Here is a 19152-nt window from a genome sequence, read left to right on the forward strand (position 1 = left end):
AAAAAGGCTACTCGAAAGAGTGGCCTTTTTTGTGCGTGCTCGAAAAGTAAGTGGCCAGCACTCACAACCCCCTCTTCCCCTCAGGATGAATCGGTCGTCTATGCTCAGCGCCAGCCATTACTTTTTTTTCACAGCCCAAACCTGAACATCAGGCAAACAGCTGAAAGTATTTCAAAATATTTTAACCAAAGGGATTGGTAACTTGAGTCGATGCCTCCATCCTATCGCGCACGATCCAGAGGTGATTGATGCCCGATAACTCGCCAGTACCCAAAGACACCGTTACAGCTGCGCACCCGATTGCCGCCACACGCTTGCGTTGGCTGGACATGCTGAGCAAATACCGCCAACCCATTGGGCTTGCACTCACCCTGCTGCTGTTTGCAATAGCACTTATTGCGTGCCGCCACTTACTCAGCGAACTCGACTTTTACGCCCTGCACGACTCCATCATGGAAGTCCCTCAACCGGCCTTGTTTGGCGCTGTAGCTGCAACGGCTGTGGGATTTGTGATTCTGCTCGGTTACGAGTGGTCGGCGAGCCGCTATGCCGGTGTCAAATTGCCAGCCAAAACCCTCGCACTGGGTGGTTTCACGGCGTTTGCCATTGGTAATGCCATCGGCTTGTCGCTGCTTTCTGGCGGGTCGGTGCGTTATCGCTTATATGCACGCCACGGCGTAGGCGCTTCTGAAGTCGCGCATATGACGCTGTTCGCCAGCCTGTCGCTCGGTTGCGCCTTGCCGCCGTTAGCAGCCCTCGCCACGCTGAGCAACTTGCCCGCAGCCTCTGCCGCCTTGCATATATCGGCAACCTTATTAGGAGCCATTGCTGTTGCCGTACTGGCACTGTTCGCCTTGTTGGGGCTAGGTATTTATCGCCGACGCCTGCCCGAACAACCCATCCCGGACAACCTACTGGTAAAAGCAGGTCGCCGCACCCTGCGCCTGCCCAGCCCTCGCCTGACCTTGTTGCAGCTGGTGATTACGGCTCTGGACGTGGCCGCCGCCGCGACCGTGCTGTATTTCCTGTTGCCCGAAGCGCCTCCCTTGGGTGCGTTTATGTTGGTTTACCTGCTGGCATTGGCGGCGGGCGTACTGAGCCACGTACCCGGCGGCGTGGGTGTTTTTGAAGCCATTTTGCTGGCTGCCTTTGCTGACAAGCTGGGCGCCGCCCCACTGGCTGCCGCTCTGCTGTTGTATCGTTTGATCTATGTGATTTTGCCGCTGCTGGTCGCGTGCCTGATGCTGTTGTTCAACGAAGCGCAGCGCTTGATTCAAACCCGACAAAGCCTGCGCGTCGCTTCTGGCCTGGCCGCCCCCATTTTGGCGGTGTTGGTATTCATGTCAGGCGTGGTACTGCTGTTCTCGGGCGCCACACCTGAAATCGATACGCGCCTTGAACATATCGGTTTTTTGATCCCCCATCGCTTAATCGACGCCTCGCACTTTGGTGCCAGCCTGATTGGCGTGCTCTGCCTGCTTTTGGCGCAGGGCCTGCGACGTCGCTTGTCAGCCGCATGGATGCTGACCACGGTTCTACTGCTGGTAGGCGCTGTACTGTCTCTGCTTAAAGGCTTTGACTGGGAAGAAGCCACCATTCTGGCCTTTACCGCCAGCTTGCTGGCACTGTTTCGTCGCTCGTTTTATCGGCCGAGCCGCCTGACTGAGCTGCCTTTTTCGCCCTTGTATCTGGTGGCCAGTGTTTGCGTGCTGGGGGCGTCCATCTGGCTTTTGCTGTTTGCTTACCAAGACGTCCCCTACAGCCATCAACTGTGGTGGCAGTTCACTTTGGATGCTGATGCCCCTCGTGGCTTGCGCTCCTTGTTGGGCGCCGCCGTGGTGCTGGTGATTGTTTCGCTGACCTGGCTGCTGCGTACCGCCCGGCCGGTGATTCACCTACCGGATGCCACCGAGCTGGAAAAAGCCGAGAAAATCCTGCTCGCCTCCGATCAGCCTGATGGTGGCCTGGCACTGACCGGTGACAAAGCGCTGCTGTTTCACCCGGACGAAAACGCGTTTTTGATGTACGCCCGCCGTGGGCGCAGCCTGGTGGCACTGTACGATCCTATCGGCCCGAATCAGCAACGCGCCGAACTGATCTGGCAGTTCCGCGACCTGTGCGACACCTTCCATGCCCGCCCCGTGTTTTATCAAGTCCGCGCAGAAAACCTGCCGTTTTACATGGACATTGGCCTGACAGCGATCAAGCTCGGCGAAGAAGCTCGTGTCGATCTGCATCGCTTTGATCTCGACGCCAAAGGCAAAGAGATGAAAGACCTGCGTTACACCTGGAACCGTGGCACTCGCGATGGTTTGTCGCTGGAGATTCACGAACCCGGTGAAGCGCCGATGGATGAGCTCAAGGTGATTTCTGATGCCTGGCTGACCGGCAAAAATGTCCGTGAAAAGGGCTTTTCTCTGGGGCGTTTCAGCCCCGAGTACATCAAGCACTTTCGCGTTGCCATTATTCGTTTTGAAGGCAAACCGGTGGCCTTCGCCAATCTGCTTGAAACCCACAGCCATGAGCTGTCGAGCCTGGACTTGATGCGCGCCCACCCCGAAGCGCCAAAACTGACCATGGAGTTCATGATGGTCGGCTTGATTCAGCACTATAAGAAGCATGGCTACGCACGCTTCAGCCTCGGCATGGTGCCACTATCGGGCTTGCAGCCACGTCGCGGCGCGCCACTGACTCAACGCTTAGGGTCGATGCTGTTCCAGCGCGGCGAGCACCTGTACAACTTCCAGGGCTTGCGTCGCTTTAAAGACAAATTCCAGCCTGACTGGGAACCTCGTTACATGGCCGTACCTGCAGGGCTTGATCCGCTGGTAGCGCTGGCCGATACCGCTGCCTTGATTGCAGGCGGCTTGACTGGATTGGTGAAACGTTAATGAAACTTCGTTCCTGGCGGTTCTGGCTGGTAACCCTAATCGTGCTGGTTGCGCTGGCAGCGGGAGGTTATTGGTTATGGAACCGCCCTGCACCCGAGCCAACCGTAGAGCATTTGAACCAAGCCGATGGCTCGACCCTGACCAAAGTCACGCCCGGCCAGTCGGCACGTGCGCACGTCATCATCGCCACACCAGCCGCCGATGCGCTCAACGATCAACAGCTGCTCACCCTGAGCCGCAGCGGCGCAGCACAATTGGTGCAAGTAGTCGTTCCCGACACTGATTGCACCTTGCAGCAGCAAGCACTGCAAACAGCACTGCAACACCTTGATGGCCCAGCCACGCTGGTCAGTGGCATCGGCCCAGGGGCGACACTGGCCTGGCGCTGGCTGGCCGAACAAACCAGCGACGCCGCCCAAGCCGTATCAGTCAGTTTTACCCTGGAGCAACCCGAGTGCAGCATTCCCGTGCCCAAGTCTGCCGCTCATGGCCATTGGCTGGTGGCCTGGAACGATGACCCCGATGACCCGAGCGCAGCCTTTGTTCGCGATCAAAGCAACGCCGAAACCAGCATCAGCGATTACGACATCCAGCTCCCACAGGTACTGAACAACGAGCTGCGCAAGCGGTTAGTCGGTAACGATAACGGCGGGCTGAGCATGCCCTTGATGGAAATACCTGCCAGCCAGCCCAGCGACACGCTGGTGTTATTCCTCTCCGGCGACGGCGGGTGGCGGGCCGATTTGGACCACGTGATTGGCGATGAAATGGCCAAAGCGGGCTATCCCGTCATCGGCATCGACACGTTGCGCTACTACTGGCAGCACAAATCTCCAGAGCAAAGTGCAGCTGACCTGACAGAACTGATGCAGCACTATCGTCAGAAATGGGGCACCAAACGCTTTGTATTAGTCGGTTACTCGTTTGGCGCCGATGTTTTACCCGCCACCTACAACCGCCTGCCAGAAGCCGAGCAAAACCGTGTAGACGCCATTATTTTGTTGGCCTTTGCACGCACCGGCAGTTTTGAAATCCATGTCGATGGCTGGCTGGGTAAAGCCGGAGCCGAGGCCGACACGGGCGCTGAAATGGCTAAGTTGCCAGCGGCCAAAGTCCTCTGCGTGTATGGCGAGGAAGAAGTGGATGAGAGCGGCTGCACAGCCAAAACCGCGGTTGGCGAGAACATGAAGCTACCGGGCGGGCACCACTTCGACGAGAACTACCCGGCACTGGCCAAGCGTCTGGTAGCCGCCATCAAGAAACGCGAAGCAGTGGCTGAGTAACATCCTCCTCGACATGAGGTGATGTTTCACGAGCAAGCTTGGGCCCACACGCTCGCCAAGCATTACCAGGCCCCATAAAAAATCCCCGGCTCATCTGAGTCGGGGATTTTTTATGGCTTGAATGAGGGCTACATCTCGACCTGGGTGCCCAATTCAATGACCCGGTTAACCGGCAACTTGAAGAAACGCAGGTTACCGTTGGCGTTTTTCAGCATGAAGGCGAACAACGACTCACGCCATTGCGCCATGCCCACCAACTTGGAAGGGATGACTGTTTCGCGACTCAAGAAGTAGGTCGTGCGCATTGGGCTGAAGTCCAGCTCATTGAGAGGGCACAACTTCAAGGCTTCGGGTACGTCTGGCTCATCCATAAAACCAAAGTGCAAGATCACCCGGTAAAACCCGTCGCCGTAAGCATCCACCTCAAAACGACGATCAGCCGGCACACGCGGCGAGTCCTCGTTGACCACCGTCAACAACACCACTTGCTCGTGCAGTACCTGATTGTGCAGCAGGTTATGCAGCAAAGCGTGTGGCACTGCGTCAGGTCGGGCCGTCAAGAAAATAGCCGTGCCTTGCACCCGATGCGGCGGTTGCACACGAATACTGCTGATAAACAACGGCAGCGGCAGCGCACTTTCGTCAAGCCGATCCACCAGCAACTGCTTACCGCGCCGCCACGTGGTCATCAAAATAAACAGCACGATCCCCGCCAACACAGGGAACGCCCCGCCCTGCACGATTTTAGGCACGTTAGCCGCAAAGAACAGGCCGTCCACCAACAGAAAGCCAACCAAAATCGGCACGGTCAGAATCGGTGGCCACTTCCACAGCAGCAACATCACCGCCGACACCAAAATACTGGTAATCAACATCGTCCCGGTCACTGCCACACCGTATGCCGAGGCCAAGGCGCCCGAGGACTCAAAGCCCAGCACCAGCAAGATCACCCCCACCATCAGCGACCAGTTCACCGCGCCAATGTAGATCTGCCCTTGCTCGGCACTGGAGGTGTGCTGAATGTGCATGCGTGGAATGTAACCGAGCTGAATCGCCTGGCGGGTCAGGGAGAACGCCCCCGAGATCACCGCCTGAGACGCGATGACTGTAGCCAGCGTCGACAACCCCACCAAAGGAATCAACGCCCAACTGGGCGCCAACAGGTAAAACGGGTTGCGGGCGGCTTCCGGATTTTCTAGCAGCAGCGCCCCTTGGCCGAAGTAGTTCAGCGCCAGCGCTGGCAACACCAAAATGAACCAGGCGCGTGCAATGGGCTTGCGGCCAAAGTGCCCCATGTCGGCATACAACGCCTCCGCCCCAGTCAAGGCAAGCACCACGGCGCCCAAAATGGCCACACCCATGCCCGGATGCGACACAAAAAATCGCACGCCCCATAGGGGGTTCAAGGCATTAAGGACTTCAGGGTGCTGGACGATGCCGTGAATACCCAGCCCACCCAGCACCACAAACCACACCACCATCACCGGCCCAAAAAGCTTGCCGATGCTTGCCGTGCCATGACGCTGGATCAAAAACAGCGCCACCAGCACGATCAACGCAAGCGGCACCACCCAGCGCTCAAGCCCATCGAACGCTAACTCAAGCCCCTCGACAGCAGACAAAACAGAAATGGCGGGCGTGATCATGCTGTCGCCATAAAACAACGACGCGCCAATCAACCCGAGAATGACCAGTACCGTGCGCAACTTTGGATAAGGTGACGCTGCTCTACGGGCCAGCGCAGTCAAGGCCATAATTCCGCCTTCGCCTTGGTTATCGGCACGCAGAATAAACAGCACGTACTTGATCGAGACCACCCAAATCAGCGACCACAAAATCAACGCCAAAATGCCAAACACGCCATCGTGGTTGACCTGCACTCCATAACCACCAGAGAACACCTCTTTAAGGGTGTAAAGCGGGCTGGTGCCGATGTCGCCATAGACCACCCCGACAGCCGCCACCAACATGCCTATTGGCTTGGCTTTTGAATCGCTGCCGCCTGCTGCCTGACTGCTTGCATGCCCCATCAACCACTCCTACGACTCTGGACCGCGTTTCTTAAGGGTGAGCGCTACGTTGGTTTGCCAGCATGCGCTGAGTTTACTGACTGTTATCTACGAAAAAACGGCTGTTAGAAACCCTGCTTTCGCGACGGCGCGCAGCATAGCGCAGCACTCGTCGTAAATCCCCGTATAACGCTGGTCAAGTGCGTTGACCATAGCTAAAATTGCGCACTTTTTTTGATCAGAGGCGCATTAAGCGTCCGTTCGTCGTGCAGCCTTTACGGGCATGTAACGTCACTACATACCGAGGTTCGCCATGTCCACCGTTACCACGCCAGCCAACCCAAAGGTTGGCTTCGTCTCACTGGGTTGCCCAAAAGCGTTGGTCGACTCCGAGCGCATCCTGACGCAGCTGCGCATGGAAGGCTACGATGTCGTTTCCACTTATCAGGACGCTGACGTCGTGGTGGTCAACACCTGCGGCTTTATCGACAGCGCCAAGGCTGAATCGCTGGAAGTGATTGGTGAAGCCATCAAGGAAAACGGCAAGGTCATCGTCACCGGCTGCATGGGGGTTGAAGAAGGCACCATTCGCAACGTACACCCAAGCGTATTAGCCGTTACTGGCCCGCAACAGTACGAGCAAGTGGTGAACGCTGTTCACCAGGTGGTGCCACCGCGCCAAGACCACAACCCGCTGATCGACCTGGTGCCACCACAAGGCATCAAACTGACACCGCGCCATTACGCCTACCTGAAAATTTCCGAAGGCTGTAACCACAGCTGCAGTTTCTGCATCATCCCGTCGATGCGCGGCAAACTGGTTAGCCGCCCGGTGGGCGATGTGCTCGACGAAGCTCAGCGTCTGGTTAAATCCGGTGTGAAAGAGCTGCTGGTTATCTCCCAAGACACCAGTGCCTACGGCGTAGACGTCAAATACCGCACCGGTTTCTGGAACGGCGCCCCGGTCAAAACCCGTATGACCGAACTCTGCGAAGCCCTGAGTTCACTGGGTGTTTGGGTACGCCTGCACTACGTTTACCCGTACCCACACGTTGACGAGCTGATCCCGTTGATGGCGGCGGGCAAGATCCTGCCGTATCTGGACATCCCGTTCCAGCACGCCAGCCCTAAAGTGCTCAAGTCCATGAAGCGTCCGGCTTTTGAAGACAAAACTTTGGCCCGCATCAAGAACTGGCGGGTTATCTGCCCTGACTTGATCATTCGCTCGACCTTCATTGTTGGCTTCCCCGGCGAAACCGAAGAAGACTTCCAGTACCTGCTGGACTGGCTGACCGAAGCTCAACTTGATCGCGTGGGTTGCTTCCAGTACTCGCCGGTTGAAGGCGCTCCAGCCAATGACCTGAACCTGGACATCGTGCCTGACGACGTCAAACAGGATCGCTGGGATCGTTTCATGGCTCACCAACAAGCCATCAGCGCTGCACGCTTGCAAATGAAGATCGGCAAAGAAATCGAAGTGCTGATCGACGAAGTGGACGAGCAAGGCGCCGTTGGCCGTTGCTTCTTCGATGCCCCTGAAATTGACGGCAATGTGTTTATTGCCACCGAAAAAGACATCAAGCCGGGCGACAAGATCATGTGCCGCGTCACTGACGCTGACGAATACGACTTGTGGGCTGAAGTGCTCTAAGTCACACGCCACACCAAAAAGTCCTGCCGCTCATGCGTCAGGACTTTTTTTACGTCTAAAGTTAAGCCACTGTTTTACATCATCAGCGTCAGGAGACACGCGGGATGCCTCAAACATGGGCTGTTCACACACCACGCCTTTTGGACTACGAAGAACTGACCCACGTATGGGAAGCCTCCGTTCGCGCAACACATGACTTTTTACCTGACAGCTACATTCAGTTACTGCGCACGCTGGTCAAAGACCAATACTTGGACGCCGTGATGTTGATCTGTTGCAAAGACCCGATCAAAAAGCGCATTACCGGTTTTGCGGGCGTAGCAGCGGGCAAGGTTGAAATGCTGTTCATCCACCCAGACTATCGCGGCCAAGGGATTGGCAAATGCCTGCTCACATTCGCCATCGCCGAACTCAACGCCCAAGAGCTGGACGTCAACGAACAGAACCCCCAAGCCATTGGTTTTTATTTTAAGCAAGGGTTTGAAGTCATTGGGCGCTGCGAAAAAGACGGCTTGGGCCACCCCTACCCACTGCTGCGCCTGCGATATAAGCGCCCAGCTCGCGCATAACGCAAATGTTGCCGGGCTTAACCGGCCTCAGGCGGGTACAATAGCCGCCCAATTCCATTACGGCCCCTGTCATGTCTGAACCGATACGTCTCTCCAAACGCCTCATCGAACTCGTCGGCTGCTCCCGCCGTGAGGCCGAACTGTTCATTGAAGGTGGCTGGGTCACGGTAGATGGCGAAGTCATCGACGAGCCGCAGTTCAAGGTCGACCAGCAAAAAGTCGAACTTGACCCCGAAGCCAAGGCTACCGCGCCTGAGCCTGTGACCCTCTTGCTGAACGCTCCGGCAGGGCTGGATACCGACAGCGCAATGGCATTGCTCGGCCCGCAAAGTTTGAGCGAAGAACACCGCTACGGTAAGCGCCCACTCAAGGGGCACTTCCTGCGTCTGAGCGTTGGCAATGAACTGCAAGCCAATGCCAGCGGCTTACTGGTGTTTACTCAAGACTGGAAAATCGTCCGCAAGCTGACCGCTGATGCCAGCAAGATCGAACAGGAATACGTGGTTGACGTCTCTGGCGAGATGGCCCCCCACGGTCTGAATCGACTTAACCACGGCATGACCTACAAAGGTCGCGAGCTGCCAGCGGTCAAAGCCAGCTGGCAGAGCGAAAACCGCCTACGCTTTGCAATGAAGAACCCGCAGCCGGGTGTCATTGCATTGTTCTGTCAGGCTGTCGGCCTCACCGTCATCTCGGTGCGCCGGATTCGCATTGGCGGCGTGTCGATGGGCAAGCTGCCTGTCGGCCAATGGCGCTACATGACGACCAAAGAAAAGTTCTAAACAGCGCCGCACCCCACACATTTCGACACCGCAGCATGGCCTGCGGTGCTCACTGCTGATTATCAGGATTGCCCACATGATTCATAACGACGTACTGCGCAGCGTGCGCTACATGCTCGACATCAGCGACAACAAGGTTGTCGAAATCATCAAGCTTGGTGGCCTGGATGTCTCCAAAGAAGACGTACTGACCTATCTGAAAAAAGATGAAGAAGAAGGTTTCGTTCGTTGCCCTGACGACGTAATGGCGCACTTTCTGGATGGCTTGGTGATCTTCAAGCGCGGCAAAGACGAAAGCCGTGCGCCGATGCCTGTTGAACTGCCAGTTACCAACAACATCATCCTGAAAAAACTGCGTGTGGCCTTTGAACTCAAGGAGGACGACATGCACGCCATTCTTAAGGCTGCGGAGTTCCCGGTATCCAAGCCTGAGCTGAGCGCCTTGTTCCGCAAGTTTGGCCACACCAACTACCGCACCTGTGGCGACCAATTGCTGCGCAACTTCCTGAAGGGCCTGACCCTTCGCGTACGCGGCTGATACGCAGCTGTCAGGCGCCAAATCCTGTAAGAGCGGGTTCGCCCGGTTGTTCTGAATGAACGCAGTCATGCAAGCGCGATCAATCGAGCGTCGAGCAACGGCTCCCACAGAGGCTTAACCCTTGAGTTACAACGTCTCCCCTATCGGCTTTGTGCGCTCCTGCTTTAAGGAGAAGTTCGCAATACCGCGTCAGCCACAGCTCGCTCCGGCGGCCCGTGGCGTGCTGGAGTTAGTGCCGCCCTTCGATCAGGGCGATGCTGTTCAAGGGCTCGAGCAAGTCAGCCACATTTGGCTGCTGTTTGTGTTTCATCAGGCGCTGGAAGACAAGCCCCGACTGAAAGTGCGCCCGCCGCGACTGGGCGGTAACAAGTCGATGGGCGTGTTTGCCACGCGCGCAACCCATCGTCCGAATGGCATTGGCCAGTCTGTGGTCAAGCTGGACAAGGTTGAGGCCAACAAACTGTGGATTTCGGGAATCGACCTGCTCGACGGCACGCCGATTCTCGACATCAAACCGTATGTGCCTTACGCCGACATCATCGACAGCGCCAGTAACGGCATGGCGAGCGCAGCTCCGGTGTTAATTGCGGTGCAATGGGCCGATAGCGCCTTGCAACAGGCACACACCCACGCCTTGCGCCTTCAAGAGCCGCTCGTAGCCCTGATAGAGCAATGTTTGGCCCAAGACCCTCGCCCGGCGTATCAAACGCCTACAGCCGAACGAGAATACGGCGCCCAGTTTTGGGATGTCGACGTACGCTGGCATTACCCGCAACCCGGCTTGATTCACGTACTTGAAGTAATCACTGCCAACTGAGCCACGCCAGTAGAGCTCGTCTTGCCCCCCATTGAGCAAACGCAGTGTCAATCAAACATCTTGCCGTCTGATTTACGGCGGCTGAGCCTGCGGACGTAGCCTCGTTCTACTCCTCAACTATTACGCGAACGTGGTGTGTAGTCGCTGGCGAAGGTTGCGATCGATTGCCAAGCGATCATAAACCTAAACACGCGGTGCTACTGAAGCGCCACGCTGCCTGAGTCTAAGGCGGCTATGCCCCAGCACGCCGCCTCGCTCTCATCGGCAACGACTACACAGAGCATGTTTTTCTAAGGCGTTACCCAGGTAGTAGCCACGCAGCAAAAAGCCCGCACCGCCTTAAGGCAGTGCGGGCTTTTTGTAGTGAGAGGCTTACTTCTCGACGAAGGCGCGCTCGATCAGGTAGTCACCCGGCTCACGCATGCGTGGCGACACAGTCAGGCCGAAGCTGTTAAGCACTTCGCTGGTTTCGTCGAGCATACTTGGGCTGCCGCACAACATCGCACGATCGTCTTGCGGGTTGATCGGCGGCAGGCCGATATCGCTGAACAATTTACCGCTGCGCATCAGGTCAGTCAGGCGACCTTGATTCTCAAACGGCTCACGGGTCACGGTTGGGTAGTAGATCAGTTTTTCACGCAGCGCTTCACCAAAGAACTCGTTCTGTGGCAGGTGCTCAGTGATGAACTCACGGTAGGCAACTTCGTTGACGTAACGCACGCCGTGGCACAGGATCACTTTTTCGAAACGCTCGTAGGTTTCCGGGTCCTGAATGACGCTCATAAATGGCGCCAAGCCAGTGCCAGTGCTGAGCAGATACAAATGTTTGCCCGGCTTCAAATCATCAAGCACCAACGTACCCGTCGGTTTTTTGCTGATGATGATTTCGTCGCCTTCCTTCAAGTGCTGCAACTGGGAAGTCAGCGGGCCGTCCGGCACCTTGATGCTGAAGAACTCCAGATGCTCTTCCCAATTTGGGCTGGCAATCGAGTAGGCGCGCATAAGCGGACGGCCATTGGGCTGTTGCAGGCCGATCATCACGAACTGACCGTTCTCAAAGCGCAAGCCCGGGTCGCGGGTGCACTTAAAGCTGAACAGGGTGTCGTTCCAGTGATGAACACTGAGGACACGTTCGTGGTTCATGTTGCTCATGTACGGGGCTCCTAAATTCGCCAGCGCTGACTATGAGCGCGATTGCAAAGCATTCTAATGGCGACGACAATATCTGTTAAATGGATTATTAAGATAAGGGTTATCGGTTATATCGATATGCGATTTACTCTCAGACAACTTCAAGTGTTCGTTACCGTCGCCCAGCAAGAGAGCGTGTCCCGTGCCGCTGGCTTATTGGCCCTTTCACAATCAGCTGCCAGTACCTCAATTACTGAACTGGAGCGCCAAACCAGCTGCCAGTTATTTGATCGCGCAGGCAAACGTTTAAGCCTTAACGCATTGGGGCGCCAACTTTTACCTCAAGCCGTGGCCCTGCTGGATCAAGCCAAGGAAATCGAAGACCTGCTCAACGGCAAGTCTGGCTTTGGCTCACTGACCGTGGGCGCAACCCTGACCATCGGCAATTATCTGGCAACCCTGCTGATCGGCAGCTTCATGCAGGCCCACCCGGAAAGTCAGGTCAAACTGATCGTTCAAAATACTGCGCATATCGTGCAACAAGTCGCCCACTATGAAATTGATCTGGGTCTAATCGAAGGCGACTGCACTCACCCCGACATCGAAGTACAGAGTTGGGTCGAGGATGAACTGGTGGTGTTTTGCGCCCCCCAACATCCCCTTGCCGCCCGCGGGCATGCCACCCTGGAAGAGCTCACCCGTGAAGCCTGGATCTTGCGTGAGCAAGGTTCTGGCACTCGACTGACCTTCGACCAAGCCATGCGCCACCACCAAAGCACACTCAACATTCGCCTCGAACTGGAACACACCGAAGCCATTAAGCGCGCCGTGGAATCAGGGCTGGGCATCGGCTGCATATCGCGACTGGCTTTGCGCGACGCCTTTCGACGCGGCAGTTTAGTGGCCGTGGAAACCCCCGAACTGGATCTGGCGCGGCAGTTTTACTTCATCTGGCATAAAAAGAAGTATCAAACCTCTGCCATGCGCGAGTTTTTGGAACTGTGCCGCGCATTCACCGCTGGCGTACAACGCAGCGACGAAATCGTATTGCCCAACATCGCTTAAAGCAGGATCACAGCCCACACAACGGCAATCAGAGTCAGCACAACAAACTGAGCGGCGCTGCCCATGTCCTTCGCGTTTTTTGACAACGGGTGCAGATCAAGCGAGATACGGTCAATTGCAGCCTCAATGGCCGAGTTAAGCAGTTCGACGATCAATGCCAACAGGCATACCGCTATTAGCAATGCGCGCTCAACCCGGCTGACATTCAGGAAGAACGTCAGCGGGATCAACACCACATTGAGCAACACCAACTGCCGAAACGCAGCCTCGCCCGTAAAGGCAGCCCGCAAACCGTCCAGCGAGTAACCGCCAGCATTCAAAATCCGTTTAAAACCGGTTTTACCCTTGAAAGGCGACATAAATAGGCAACTGCGCAAAAAATAGGAAAGGAACGCTAGTTCACGCTTTGTCAAAAAAGCGTGAAGCTTGGTCGTTTAATTATTCGAAATTGACTCAAGTTGTTGCAGAAGCAGCGCTGCCTGGGTCCGAGTGCGGACACCCAATTTGCGGAAAATCGCCGTCACGTGAGCTTTAATCGTCGCCTCAGAAACACTCAACTCATAAGCAATCTGCTTATTGAGCAAGCCTTCACAGACCATTGTCAGCACCCGGAACTGTTGAGGCGTCAAGCTGGCCAAGCCTTCACTGGCCGCTTTGGCCTCTGCCGACACTTGAACCTCTTCAAAGGCTTGTGGCGGCCATGACACATCGCCATCAAGTACTGCACGCACAGCCTTCTGAATTTGCTCTAGTGAGCTGGATTTAGGAATAAAACCACTGGCGCCAAACTCGCGGGAGCGCACCATCACCGACGCTTCTTCTTGTGCCGAAACCATCACCACCGGGATTTGCGGGTATTGCCCACGCAGTAGCACCAGCCCGGAAAAACCGTAAGCACCCGGCATGTTCAAGTCGAGCAGCACCAGATCCCAATCCGCCTTTACTGCCAACTGTGTTTCAAGCTCAGCAATACTGGCGACCTCTACCAAGCGAACATCAGGCCCCAGACCCAGCGTGACGGCTTGGTGCAAGGCACCGCGAAACAGTGGATGGTCGTCGGCAATCAGGATTTCGTATGTGGACATTTTTCAAATGATCCTGTTTCAGGCAAGCACGGATGAATTCCAGCACTCGCTAAGGCAACTTGAGCAACAGTAAAAAACTGTGCTTCAAAGGGAGCGATTTACGCTTAACGTCGTTAATTACCCACGTTTAAGCAGTGGCCACACCCGAACCGGCGCCAAGCATGCCCAGCGAGTCTGGGCCGGTCAAGCCAAAAGCTCGACGTCAGGTTCAGCTTTAATTGTCTTGGCATGCTGCCTTTAATGACAGATGACAACACGCAGCGACTTCACACAGAAAATTGTAGCGCTACTTCTTTAGTCTATTGAGAGCGATTCTGGGGAAGGTCTTTTACAGAAAACACCCAGCTCTTGATGCGCGACACTTAATTCATTCATCGGCAGCTGATTCTTGGCATCCAGATAGTGCTGACTGAACACATCGAAATAAGCATCCAAGGCGTTTGAAGCCTCTATATCACCTGCCAAATCAAGGCATAAGCTCGCGACTTCGGCTGTACACAAATGCTCGCTTCGCGTGGAGCGGCGCAAGCGGTAGCGCGATAATTTTTCTGGCAGGAGGCTCAAAATCGGAAAAGCATCGAAATATGGGCTTTTGCGAAAAATCTTACGGGCTTCGGTCCAAGTCGCATCCAGCAAGATAAACAACGGCCGCTTGCTGCTGTCGACTTTTACCGTATGCGTGACGCGCTCAGGGGCCACATATTCGCCCGGAAACACCAAGTAAGGCTGCCACTGCGGGTCGGACAACAATTCAAGCAAAGCTGCATCGGTTTCAGTTCTGGACCAGATGAAGGCAAAGTTGTCACTCACCACATCAGCGATCAGCCAGCCGGTATTGCTGGGTTTGAAGACTTCCTTTTTGGTCATGACCAGACACACGCCCGAGCGGGAGCTGACGTTTGGCCGCCAGTTGCACAAGCAGTGGCTTTCTATCACGCGACAAGTGTGGCAGCGCGGCGCACGTGAGCCACGGGCTAAAAAGGGCTTGGTGCTCTCCTCTTCTCGCTCGTCTCGTAAACGGGCTACAGCATTCGGGGAAAAGGTCGTCAGGGTCATGGTTTTTACTTATGGGCGGCCGGCCGCACATTCGCCGCCAAATGGCGCCAGAGCGGACTAACAAGAGAAAGGCGCGAAGTCTACCAGAGGCAGGCCATCGCTACCTCAAACCATGACCTTGGGCATTTCCTGTCTGGCAATGCTGGCCTTATACTCTCGCGCCACTGAACGCACAGATATGTGGCCGGTCTAAGCCTGCGTCACTGAATCAGGAGAGTTTCATGTTGCGCCATATCATTCCGACCGTCGCTCTACTTCTCGCACTGCCTTTGAGCGCACAAGCGGCCTCTCTTGCAGAATTCAACTTGAATAAAAACTTGCAAAAAGTGGCTGAACTCAGCAATGAAGGAAAGCCGCGCGCAATCAACGCGGACTTGCTGGATAAAGGCTTCACCGTTGATGGCACCGTGTTGATCAACAATTTGGAAGCCAGCCCAACGTTGGCCGCACAAATGCGCTCCGCCCCGGAAGCCGCCGTGCCTCAATTGGGCCGCAGCGTGTGCAGCAACCCTAACTTCCGAAAGCTGATGAGCCAAGGCGCCACCATGCGTTTTGACATCAAGGAATATAAAAATAACAAGCCGGTGCTGACTCAAGATATCCGCGCCGAAAACTGCCAGCGTAAAGGCTAAAAAACACTTTTCTGCCAACACGCCGTGGCTTGAGACGGCGTGTTGGCTTCAGCTTCGCTCGCTCTGCCATCACCTCCCGCCGCTCCTATTCTTCATCCACATCAGGCAATTAGCTATTGCCAGTCTGGACATCGCAAGACCATCATCAAGCCATCACGTTAGACACTTAGTGTCTGCGCGCATGCGCAATATGCGGCGCGTTCAAGGATGTTGTGCAGAAGGAGACGTACATGCCCGATCAACCTAATGACACCCTTTCACTTCACTTCGAGAGTCACGGCCTAGACCTTATGCAACAGGTCGACGCACAGTTGCAGTTAGTCGCTCCCGACAGCCCCAATCGCCCGCTGTATCGCGAAATGTTGCTGACCGTTTTACGAATGGCCCACGATGACTTTGATCGCTGGAATGCCAAGATCACCTTGCAGGCGATCCGAGAACTGGAAAAAACCTTCCGCGTTTTGGAGCCATTCAAAGGCCGACGCAAAGTCACTGTTTTCGGCTCGGCCCGAACCCCTGTTGAGCATCCACTTTATGCTCTGGCCCGTGAAATGGGCGCAACACTGGCACGCTCGAACATGATGGTGATTACTGGTGGCGGTGCAGGCATCATGGCTGCCGCCCATGAGGGCGCGGGCCTTGAGCACAGCCTTGGGTTTAATATCACCCTACCGTTTGAACAACGCGCCAACCCGACTATCAACGGCTCAGCCAACCTATTGGCGTTTCACTTTTTCTTTACCCGCAAGCTATTTTTTATCAAGGAAGCCGATGCGTTGGTGATGTGCCCCGGGGGCTTTGGCACGCTCGATGAAGCATTGGAAGTGCTGACACTGATTCAAACGGGCAAAACACCTTTGGTGCCCATTGTGTTGTTGGATATGCCAGGCGGTACGTTCTGGAAGGGGGCGCTGGACTTCGTCCGCGACCAGCTGGAGTCCAGCCAGTACATTCTTCCAAACGACTTGAAATTGATGCGTTTTGCTCACAGCGCTGAAGAAGCGCTGGCTGAAATAAACCAGTTTTACAGCAACTTTCACTCAAGCCGCTGGCTCAATAAGACCTTTGTTATCCGTATGCAGCGACCACTCAACTCTGCGGCGCTGGAGCACATTCAGAAAGCATTTGCGGATATTTGTCTCAGTGATTGCTTTCATCAAGGCCGCTTTACCGACTTGGAGCATGATGACCTAGCGCTCAAGCACCTCGCCCGTCTGAGCTTCATATTCAGTGGCCGCAACCAAGGCCGTTTGCGTGAACTGGTCGACTTTATCAATCAGCCGCAAAACTGGGAATTTGCAAACACTCCAAGCCAGCAAAACCTCAGCGAATCAATGGCGACACATTAATTGCCCCAACAAAAACGGCCCACTTATTCAGCGGGCCGTTTTTTAGTCATCAAACTCTCGACCGCTGAGCAAGCGCCCAATCATGTCGAGTGGATAGCCTCGATAACTCAAAAATCGACCTTGGCGGGCACGCTCTCGAGCATCTTCTGGCAACTGCCCCGAAAACTTGCGACGCCACGTATCTTCTAACTGTTCTTGCCAGTTAAAACCACACTCACGCAGCGCCTCTTCGATATCGGATCGTGCCAAACCACGCTGGTTAAGCTCTTCGCGAATACGCAAAGGGCCATAACCCGAACGAGCACGATAAGAAATATAACTTTCGAGATACCGCGACTCAGACAGCAGGTTGTCTTCCGTGAGCCGATCGAGAGCGACATCGATCATCTCAGGGCAAGCACCGCGCTGACGCAGCTTTCGCGTCAGCTCTACACGACCGTGCTCGCGGCGTGCGAGCAGGTCCATTGCAGTTCGTCGTATCGCGACGAGGTTATCCAGAACGGCAGTCATGGGGTCAATCAGTTGTTGTCGTCGTCAGAGCCAGCATTTTCAAGCTCCATTTCTGCAGCTTCTTGCTCAGCAGCCGCTGCTTTAGCAGCCTTGCTCAGCTTTGGCATGACTTTCATTTCTGCCAGTTCGCTTTCAGTTTTTGGACCCAACAGCTTGTCACGCAACTGTTTCTCGAGCGTGGCTTTGATGTCCGGGTTTTCGTCCAGGAACTTGGCCGAGTTGGCCTTGCCTTGACCGATTTTGCTGCCTTGGTAGCTGTACCAGGCACCGGCTTTTTCGACGAAGCCATGCAACACGCCCAGCTCGATCATCTCGCCATTAAGGTAGATGCCCTTGCCGTAAAGAATCTGGAACTCGGCCTGACGAAATGGCGGGGCTACTTTGTTTTTAACGACTTTGACACGGGTTTCACTACCCACCACCACATCGCCTTCTTTAACAGCACCCGTGCGACGAATGTCCAGACGTACAGAGGCGTAAAACTTCAGCGCGTTACCACCGGTGGTAGTTTCAGGGCTGCCGAACATCACGCCGATTTTCATCCGGATCTGGTTAATGAAGATCACCAGGCAGTTGGCGTTCTTGATGTTACCGGTGATTTTACGCAGTGCCTGAGACATCAAACGGGCTTGCAGGCCAACGTGTGTGTCACCCATATCGCCTTCAATTTCGGCTTTAGGGGTAAGCGCAGCCACGGAGTCGATGATGATTACGTCTACGGCATTGGACCGCACCAGCATGTCGGTGATTTCCAGTGCCTGCTCACCCGTGTCTGGCTGAGAAACCAGCAAGTCATCAACGTTTACGCCCAGCTTGGCTGCATATTCAGGGTCAAGGGCGTGCTCGGCATCAACGAAGGCGCAGGTTGCACCCGCTTTTTGTGCTTGAGCAATAACAGACAAAGTCAGAGTCGTTTTACCGGAAGACTCAGGGCCGTAGATTTCAACAATGCGCCCCTTTGGCAGACCGCCGATACCCAAGGCGATGTCCAGCCCGAGGGAACCAGTAGAAATAGCCGGGATGGCCTGGCGGTCTTGATCGCCCATCAGCATCACGGCGCCCTTGCCGAATTGACGTTCGATCTGACCCAAGGCTGCAGCCAAGGCTTTCTTCTTGTTGTCGTCCATTAAAGTCCTCTCGTAATCAATAAGGCCTGATGGCCGATAACTGTATAAGTAGCCAGTATTATTCCACAGGGTTAAACGATCGCCTACCCCTGATTTTTTATTTCTCCTACCGTTCGGCGTATTAAGCCCTCTAGAGCTGCTTTGACCGTTTGTCGACGTACATCGTCGCGCTCGCCTGGAAAGTGCCTGCACTCAGCAAATACCTGATCGCCCACGCCCCACGCCAACCAAACGGTGCCGACAGGTTTGCTCACAGAACCGCCGCCCGGCCCTGCAACGCCGCTCACTGCAACCGCAAACTGTGCTCCGCTTTGCGCTTGCGCACCACGCACCATCGCCTCAACCACCTCGCGGCTAACTGCACCCACCTCGGCAAATAAAGGCACGGGCACATTCAGTTGTTTGGTTTTCTGCTGGTTGGAATAGGTGACAAACCCTGCCTCGAACCAGGCAGAGCTGCCAGCAATACGAGTGATGGCTTCTGCAATCCCCCCACCCGTACAAGACTCGGCAGTGGTTACCTGTGCCTTGAGAGTCCGCAACTGCTGCCCAAGTTCATCGGCAAGCCGTGTTAATTCGTCCACATTCTTCTCCTGAGGCACGACATCAGCGCCCTAACCTACACCAGCAATGCGGGCCTCGCCATGACCTCGACCA

Annotated in this window: 18 protein-coding genes; 10 read left to right on the forward strand and 8 right to left on the reverse strand. The window is 55.4% G+C overall.

Translation table 11 applies throughout. The annotated features are described in order from the left end of the window. The first annotated feature begins 248 nt into the window (after nt 1–248). Both mprF and ACZRJQ_RS06155 read left to right on the forward strand, forming a co-directional pair. Nucleotides 249–2891, forward strand: coding sequence for a bifunctional lysylphosphatidylglycerol flippase/synthetase MprF (gene mprF, locus ACZRJQ_RS06150; RefSeq protein WP_463977491.1), 2643 nt, complete (start codon nt 249–251; stop codon nt 2889–2891). Beyond that, complete coding sequence (locus tag ACZRJQ_RS06155; RefSeq protein WP_463977492.1) at nt 2891–4174, forward strand: virulence factor family protein; 1284 nt, start codon at nt 2891–2893, stop codon at nt 4172–4174. The genes mprF and ACZRJQ_RS06155 overlap by 1 nt, the downstream gene beginning before the upstream one ends. A gap of 128 nt (nt 4175–4302) precedes the next feature. Here ACZRJQ_RS06155 and ACZRJQ_RS06160 read toward each other — a convergent pair whose 3' ends face one another. Beyond that, on the reverse strand, nt 4303–6204 hold the full coding sequence (locus tag ACZRJQ_RS06160; RefSeq protein ID WP_463977493.1) for a potassium transporter Kup: 1902 nt from the start codon (nt 6202–6204) through the stop codon (nt 4303–4305). Between the two features lie 292 nt (nt 6205–6496). On the opposite strand from ACZRJQ_RS06160, the gene rimO reads away from it, so the two are divergent. From rimO to tsaA, 5 genes are all read left to right on the forward strand, one after another. Beyond that, nucleotides 6497–7834 carry a 30S ribosomal protein S12 methylthiotransferase RimO gene (gene rimO, locus ACZRJQ_RS06165; protein ID WP_463977494.1) on the forward strand — a complete coding sequence of 446 codons (1338 nt, stop codon included), beginning with the start codon at nt 6497–6499 and terminating at the stop codon, nt 7832–7834. A gap of 104 nt (nt 7835–7938) precedes the next feature. Further along, entirely contained in the window at nt 7939–8403 is a 465-nt protein-coding gene (locus ACZRJQ_RS06170) for a GNAT family N-acetyltransferase (RefSeq protein ID WP_463977495.1), read from the forward strand. Between the two features lie 71 nt (nt 8404–8474). Further along, complete coding sequence (locus tag ACZRJQ_RS06175) at nt 8475–9185, forward strand: rRNA pseudouridine synthase (RefSeq protein WP_463977496.1); 711 nt, start codon at nt 8475–8477, stop codon at nt 9183–9185. Nucleotides 9186–9261: 76 nt separating this feature from the next. After that, entirely contained in the window at nt 9262–9723 is a 462-nt protein-coding gene (locus ACZRJQ_RS06180) for a YehS family protein (protein WP_463977497.1), read from the forward strand. A gap of 121 nt (nt 9724–9844) precedes the next feature. Further along, nucleotides 9845–10540, forward strand: coding sequence for a tRNA (N6-threonylcarbamoyladenosine(37)-N6)-methyltransferase TrmO (gene tsaA / locus ACZRJQ_RS06185; RefSeq protein WP_463977498.1), 696 nt, complete (start codon nt 9845–9847; stop codon nt 10538–10540). 372 nt (nt 10541–10912) lie between these two features. Here tsaA and fpr read toward each other — a convergent pair whose 3' ends face one another. Further along, nucleotides 10913–11692, reverse strand: coding sequence for a ferredoxin-NADP reductase (fpr, locus tag ACZRJQ_RS06190; RefSeq protein WP_262204218.1), 780 nt, complete (start codon nt 11690–11692; stop codon nt 10913–10915). 117 nt (nt 11693–11809) lie between these two features. Between fpr and ACZRJQ_RS06195 the strand changes: the two genes are divergently transcribed. Continuing rightward, a complete protein-coding gene (locus tag ACZRJQ_RS06195; RefSeq protein ID WP_463977499.1) occupies nt 11810–12736 on the forward strand; it encodes a LysR family transcriptional regulator in 927 nt (308 codons plus the stop codon). On the opposite strand, the gene ACZRJQ_RS06200 is transcribed toward ACZRJQ_RS06195, so the two are convergent. The 3 genes from ACZRJQ_RS06200 to ACZRJQ_RS06210 all read right to left on the reverse strand — a co-directional run bounded on the left by ACZRJQ_RS06200 (nt 12733) and on the right by ACZRJQ_RS06210 (nt 14877). Beyond that, entirely contained in the window at nt 12733–13095 is a 363-nt protein-coding gene (locus tag ACZRJQ_RS06200) for a diacylglycerol kinase (protein ID WP_048362753.1), read from the reverse strand. The genes ACZRJQ_RS06195 and ACZRJQ_RS06200 overlap by 4 nt on opposite strands. A 75-nt stretch (nt 13096–13170) precedes the next feature. Then, on the reverse strand, nt 13171–13821 hold the full coding sequence (gene erdR / locus ACZRJQ_RS06205; RefSeq protein ID WP_463977500.1) for a response regulator transcription factor ErdR: 651 nt from the start codon (nt 13819–13821) through the stop codon (nt 13171–13173). 294 nt (nt 13822–14115) lie between these two features. Next, nucleotides 14116–14877, reverse strand: a complete 762-nt coding sequence (locus ACZRJQ_RS06210; RefSeq protein ID WP_463977501.1) for a tRNA-uridine aminocarboxypropyltransferase — start codon at nt 14875–14877, stop codon at nt 14116–14118. A 221-nt stretch (nt 14878–15098) separates the two neighbouring features. On the opposite strand from ACZRJQ_RS06210, the gene ACZRJQ_RS06215 reads away from it, so the two are divergent. Then, a complete protein-coding gene (locus ACZRJQ_RS06215; protein WP_463977502.1) occupies nt 15099–15509 on the forward strand; it encodes a PA3611 family quorum-sensing-regulated virulence factor in 411 nt (136 codons plus the stop codon). A gap of 230 nt (nt 15510–15739) precedes the next feature. Next, a complete protein-coding gene (locus ACZRJQ_RS06220) occupies nt 15740–16858 on the forward strand; it encodes an LOG family protein (protein ID WP_463977503.1) in 1119 nt (372 codons plus the stop codon). 42 nt (nt 16859–16900) lie between these two features. Here the strand turns inward: ACZRJQ_RS06220 and recX are convergent, their stop codons facing one another. The 3 genes from recX to ACZRJQ_RS06235 all read right to left on the reverse strand — a co-directional run bounded on the left by recX (nt 16901) and on the right by ACZRJQ_RS06235 (nt 19079). Continuing rightward, nucleotides 16901–17368 (reverse strand): recombination regulator RecX, encoded by a 468-nt coding sequence (gene recX, locus ACZRJQ_RS06225; protein WP_463977504.1) that lies wholly within the window; start codon nt 17366–17368, stop codon nt 16901–16903. 8 nt (nt 17369–17376) lie between these two features. Then, entirely contained in the window at nt 17377–18495 is a 1119-nt protein-coding gene (gene recA / locus ACZRJQ_RS06230) for a recombinase RecA (protein ID WP_463977505.1), read from the reverse strand. Between the two features lie 83 nt (nt 18496–18578). After that, complete coding sequence (locus ACZRJQ_RS06235; RefSeq protein WP_463977506.1) at nt 18579–19079, reverse strand: CinA family protein; 501 nt, start codon at nt 19077–19079, stop codon at nt 18579–18581. Between the last annotated feature and the right edge of the window lie 73 nt (nt 19080–19152).

The sequence above is a fragment of the Pseudomonas sp. E315 genome (assembly GCF_055406205.1).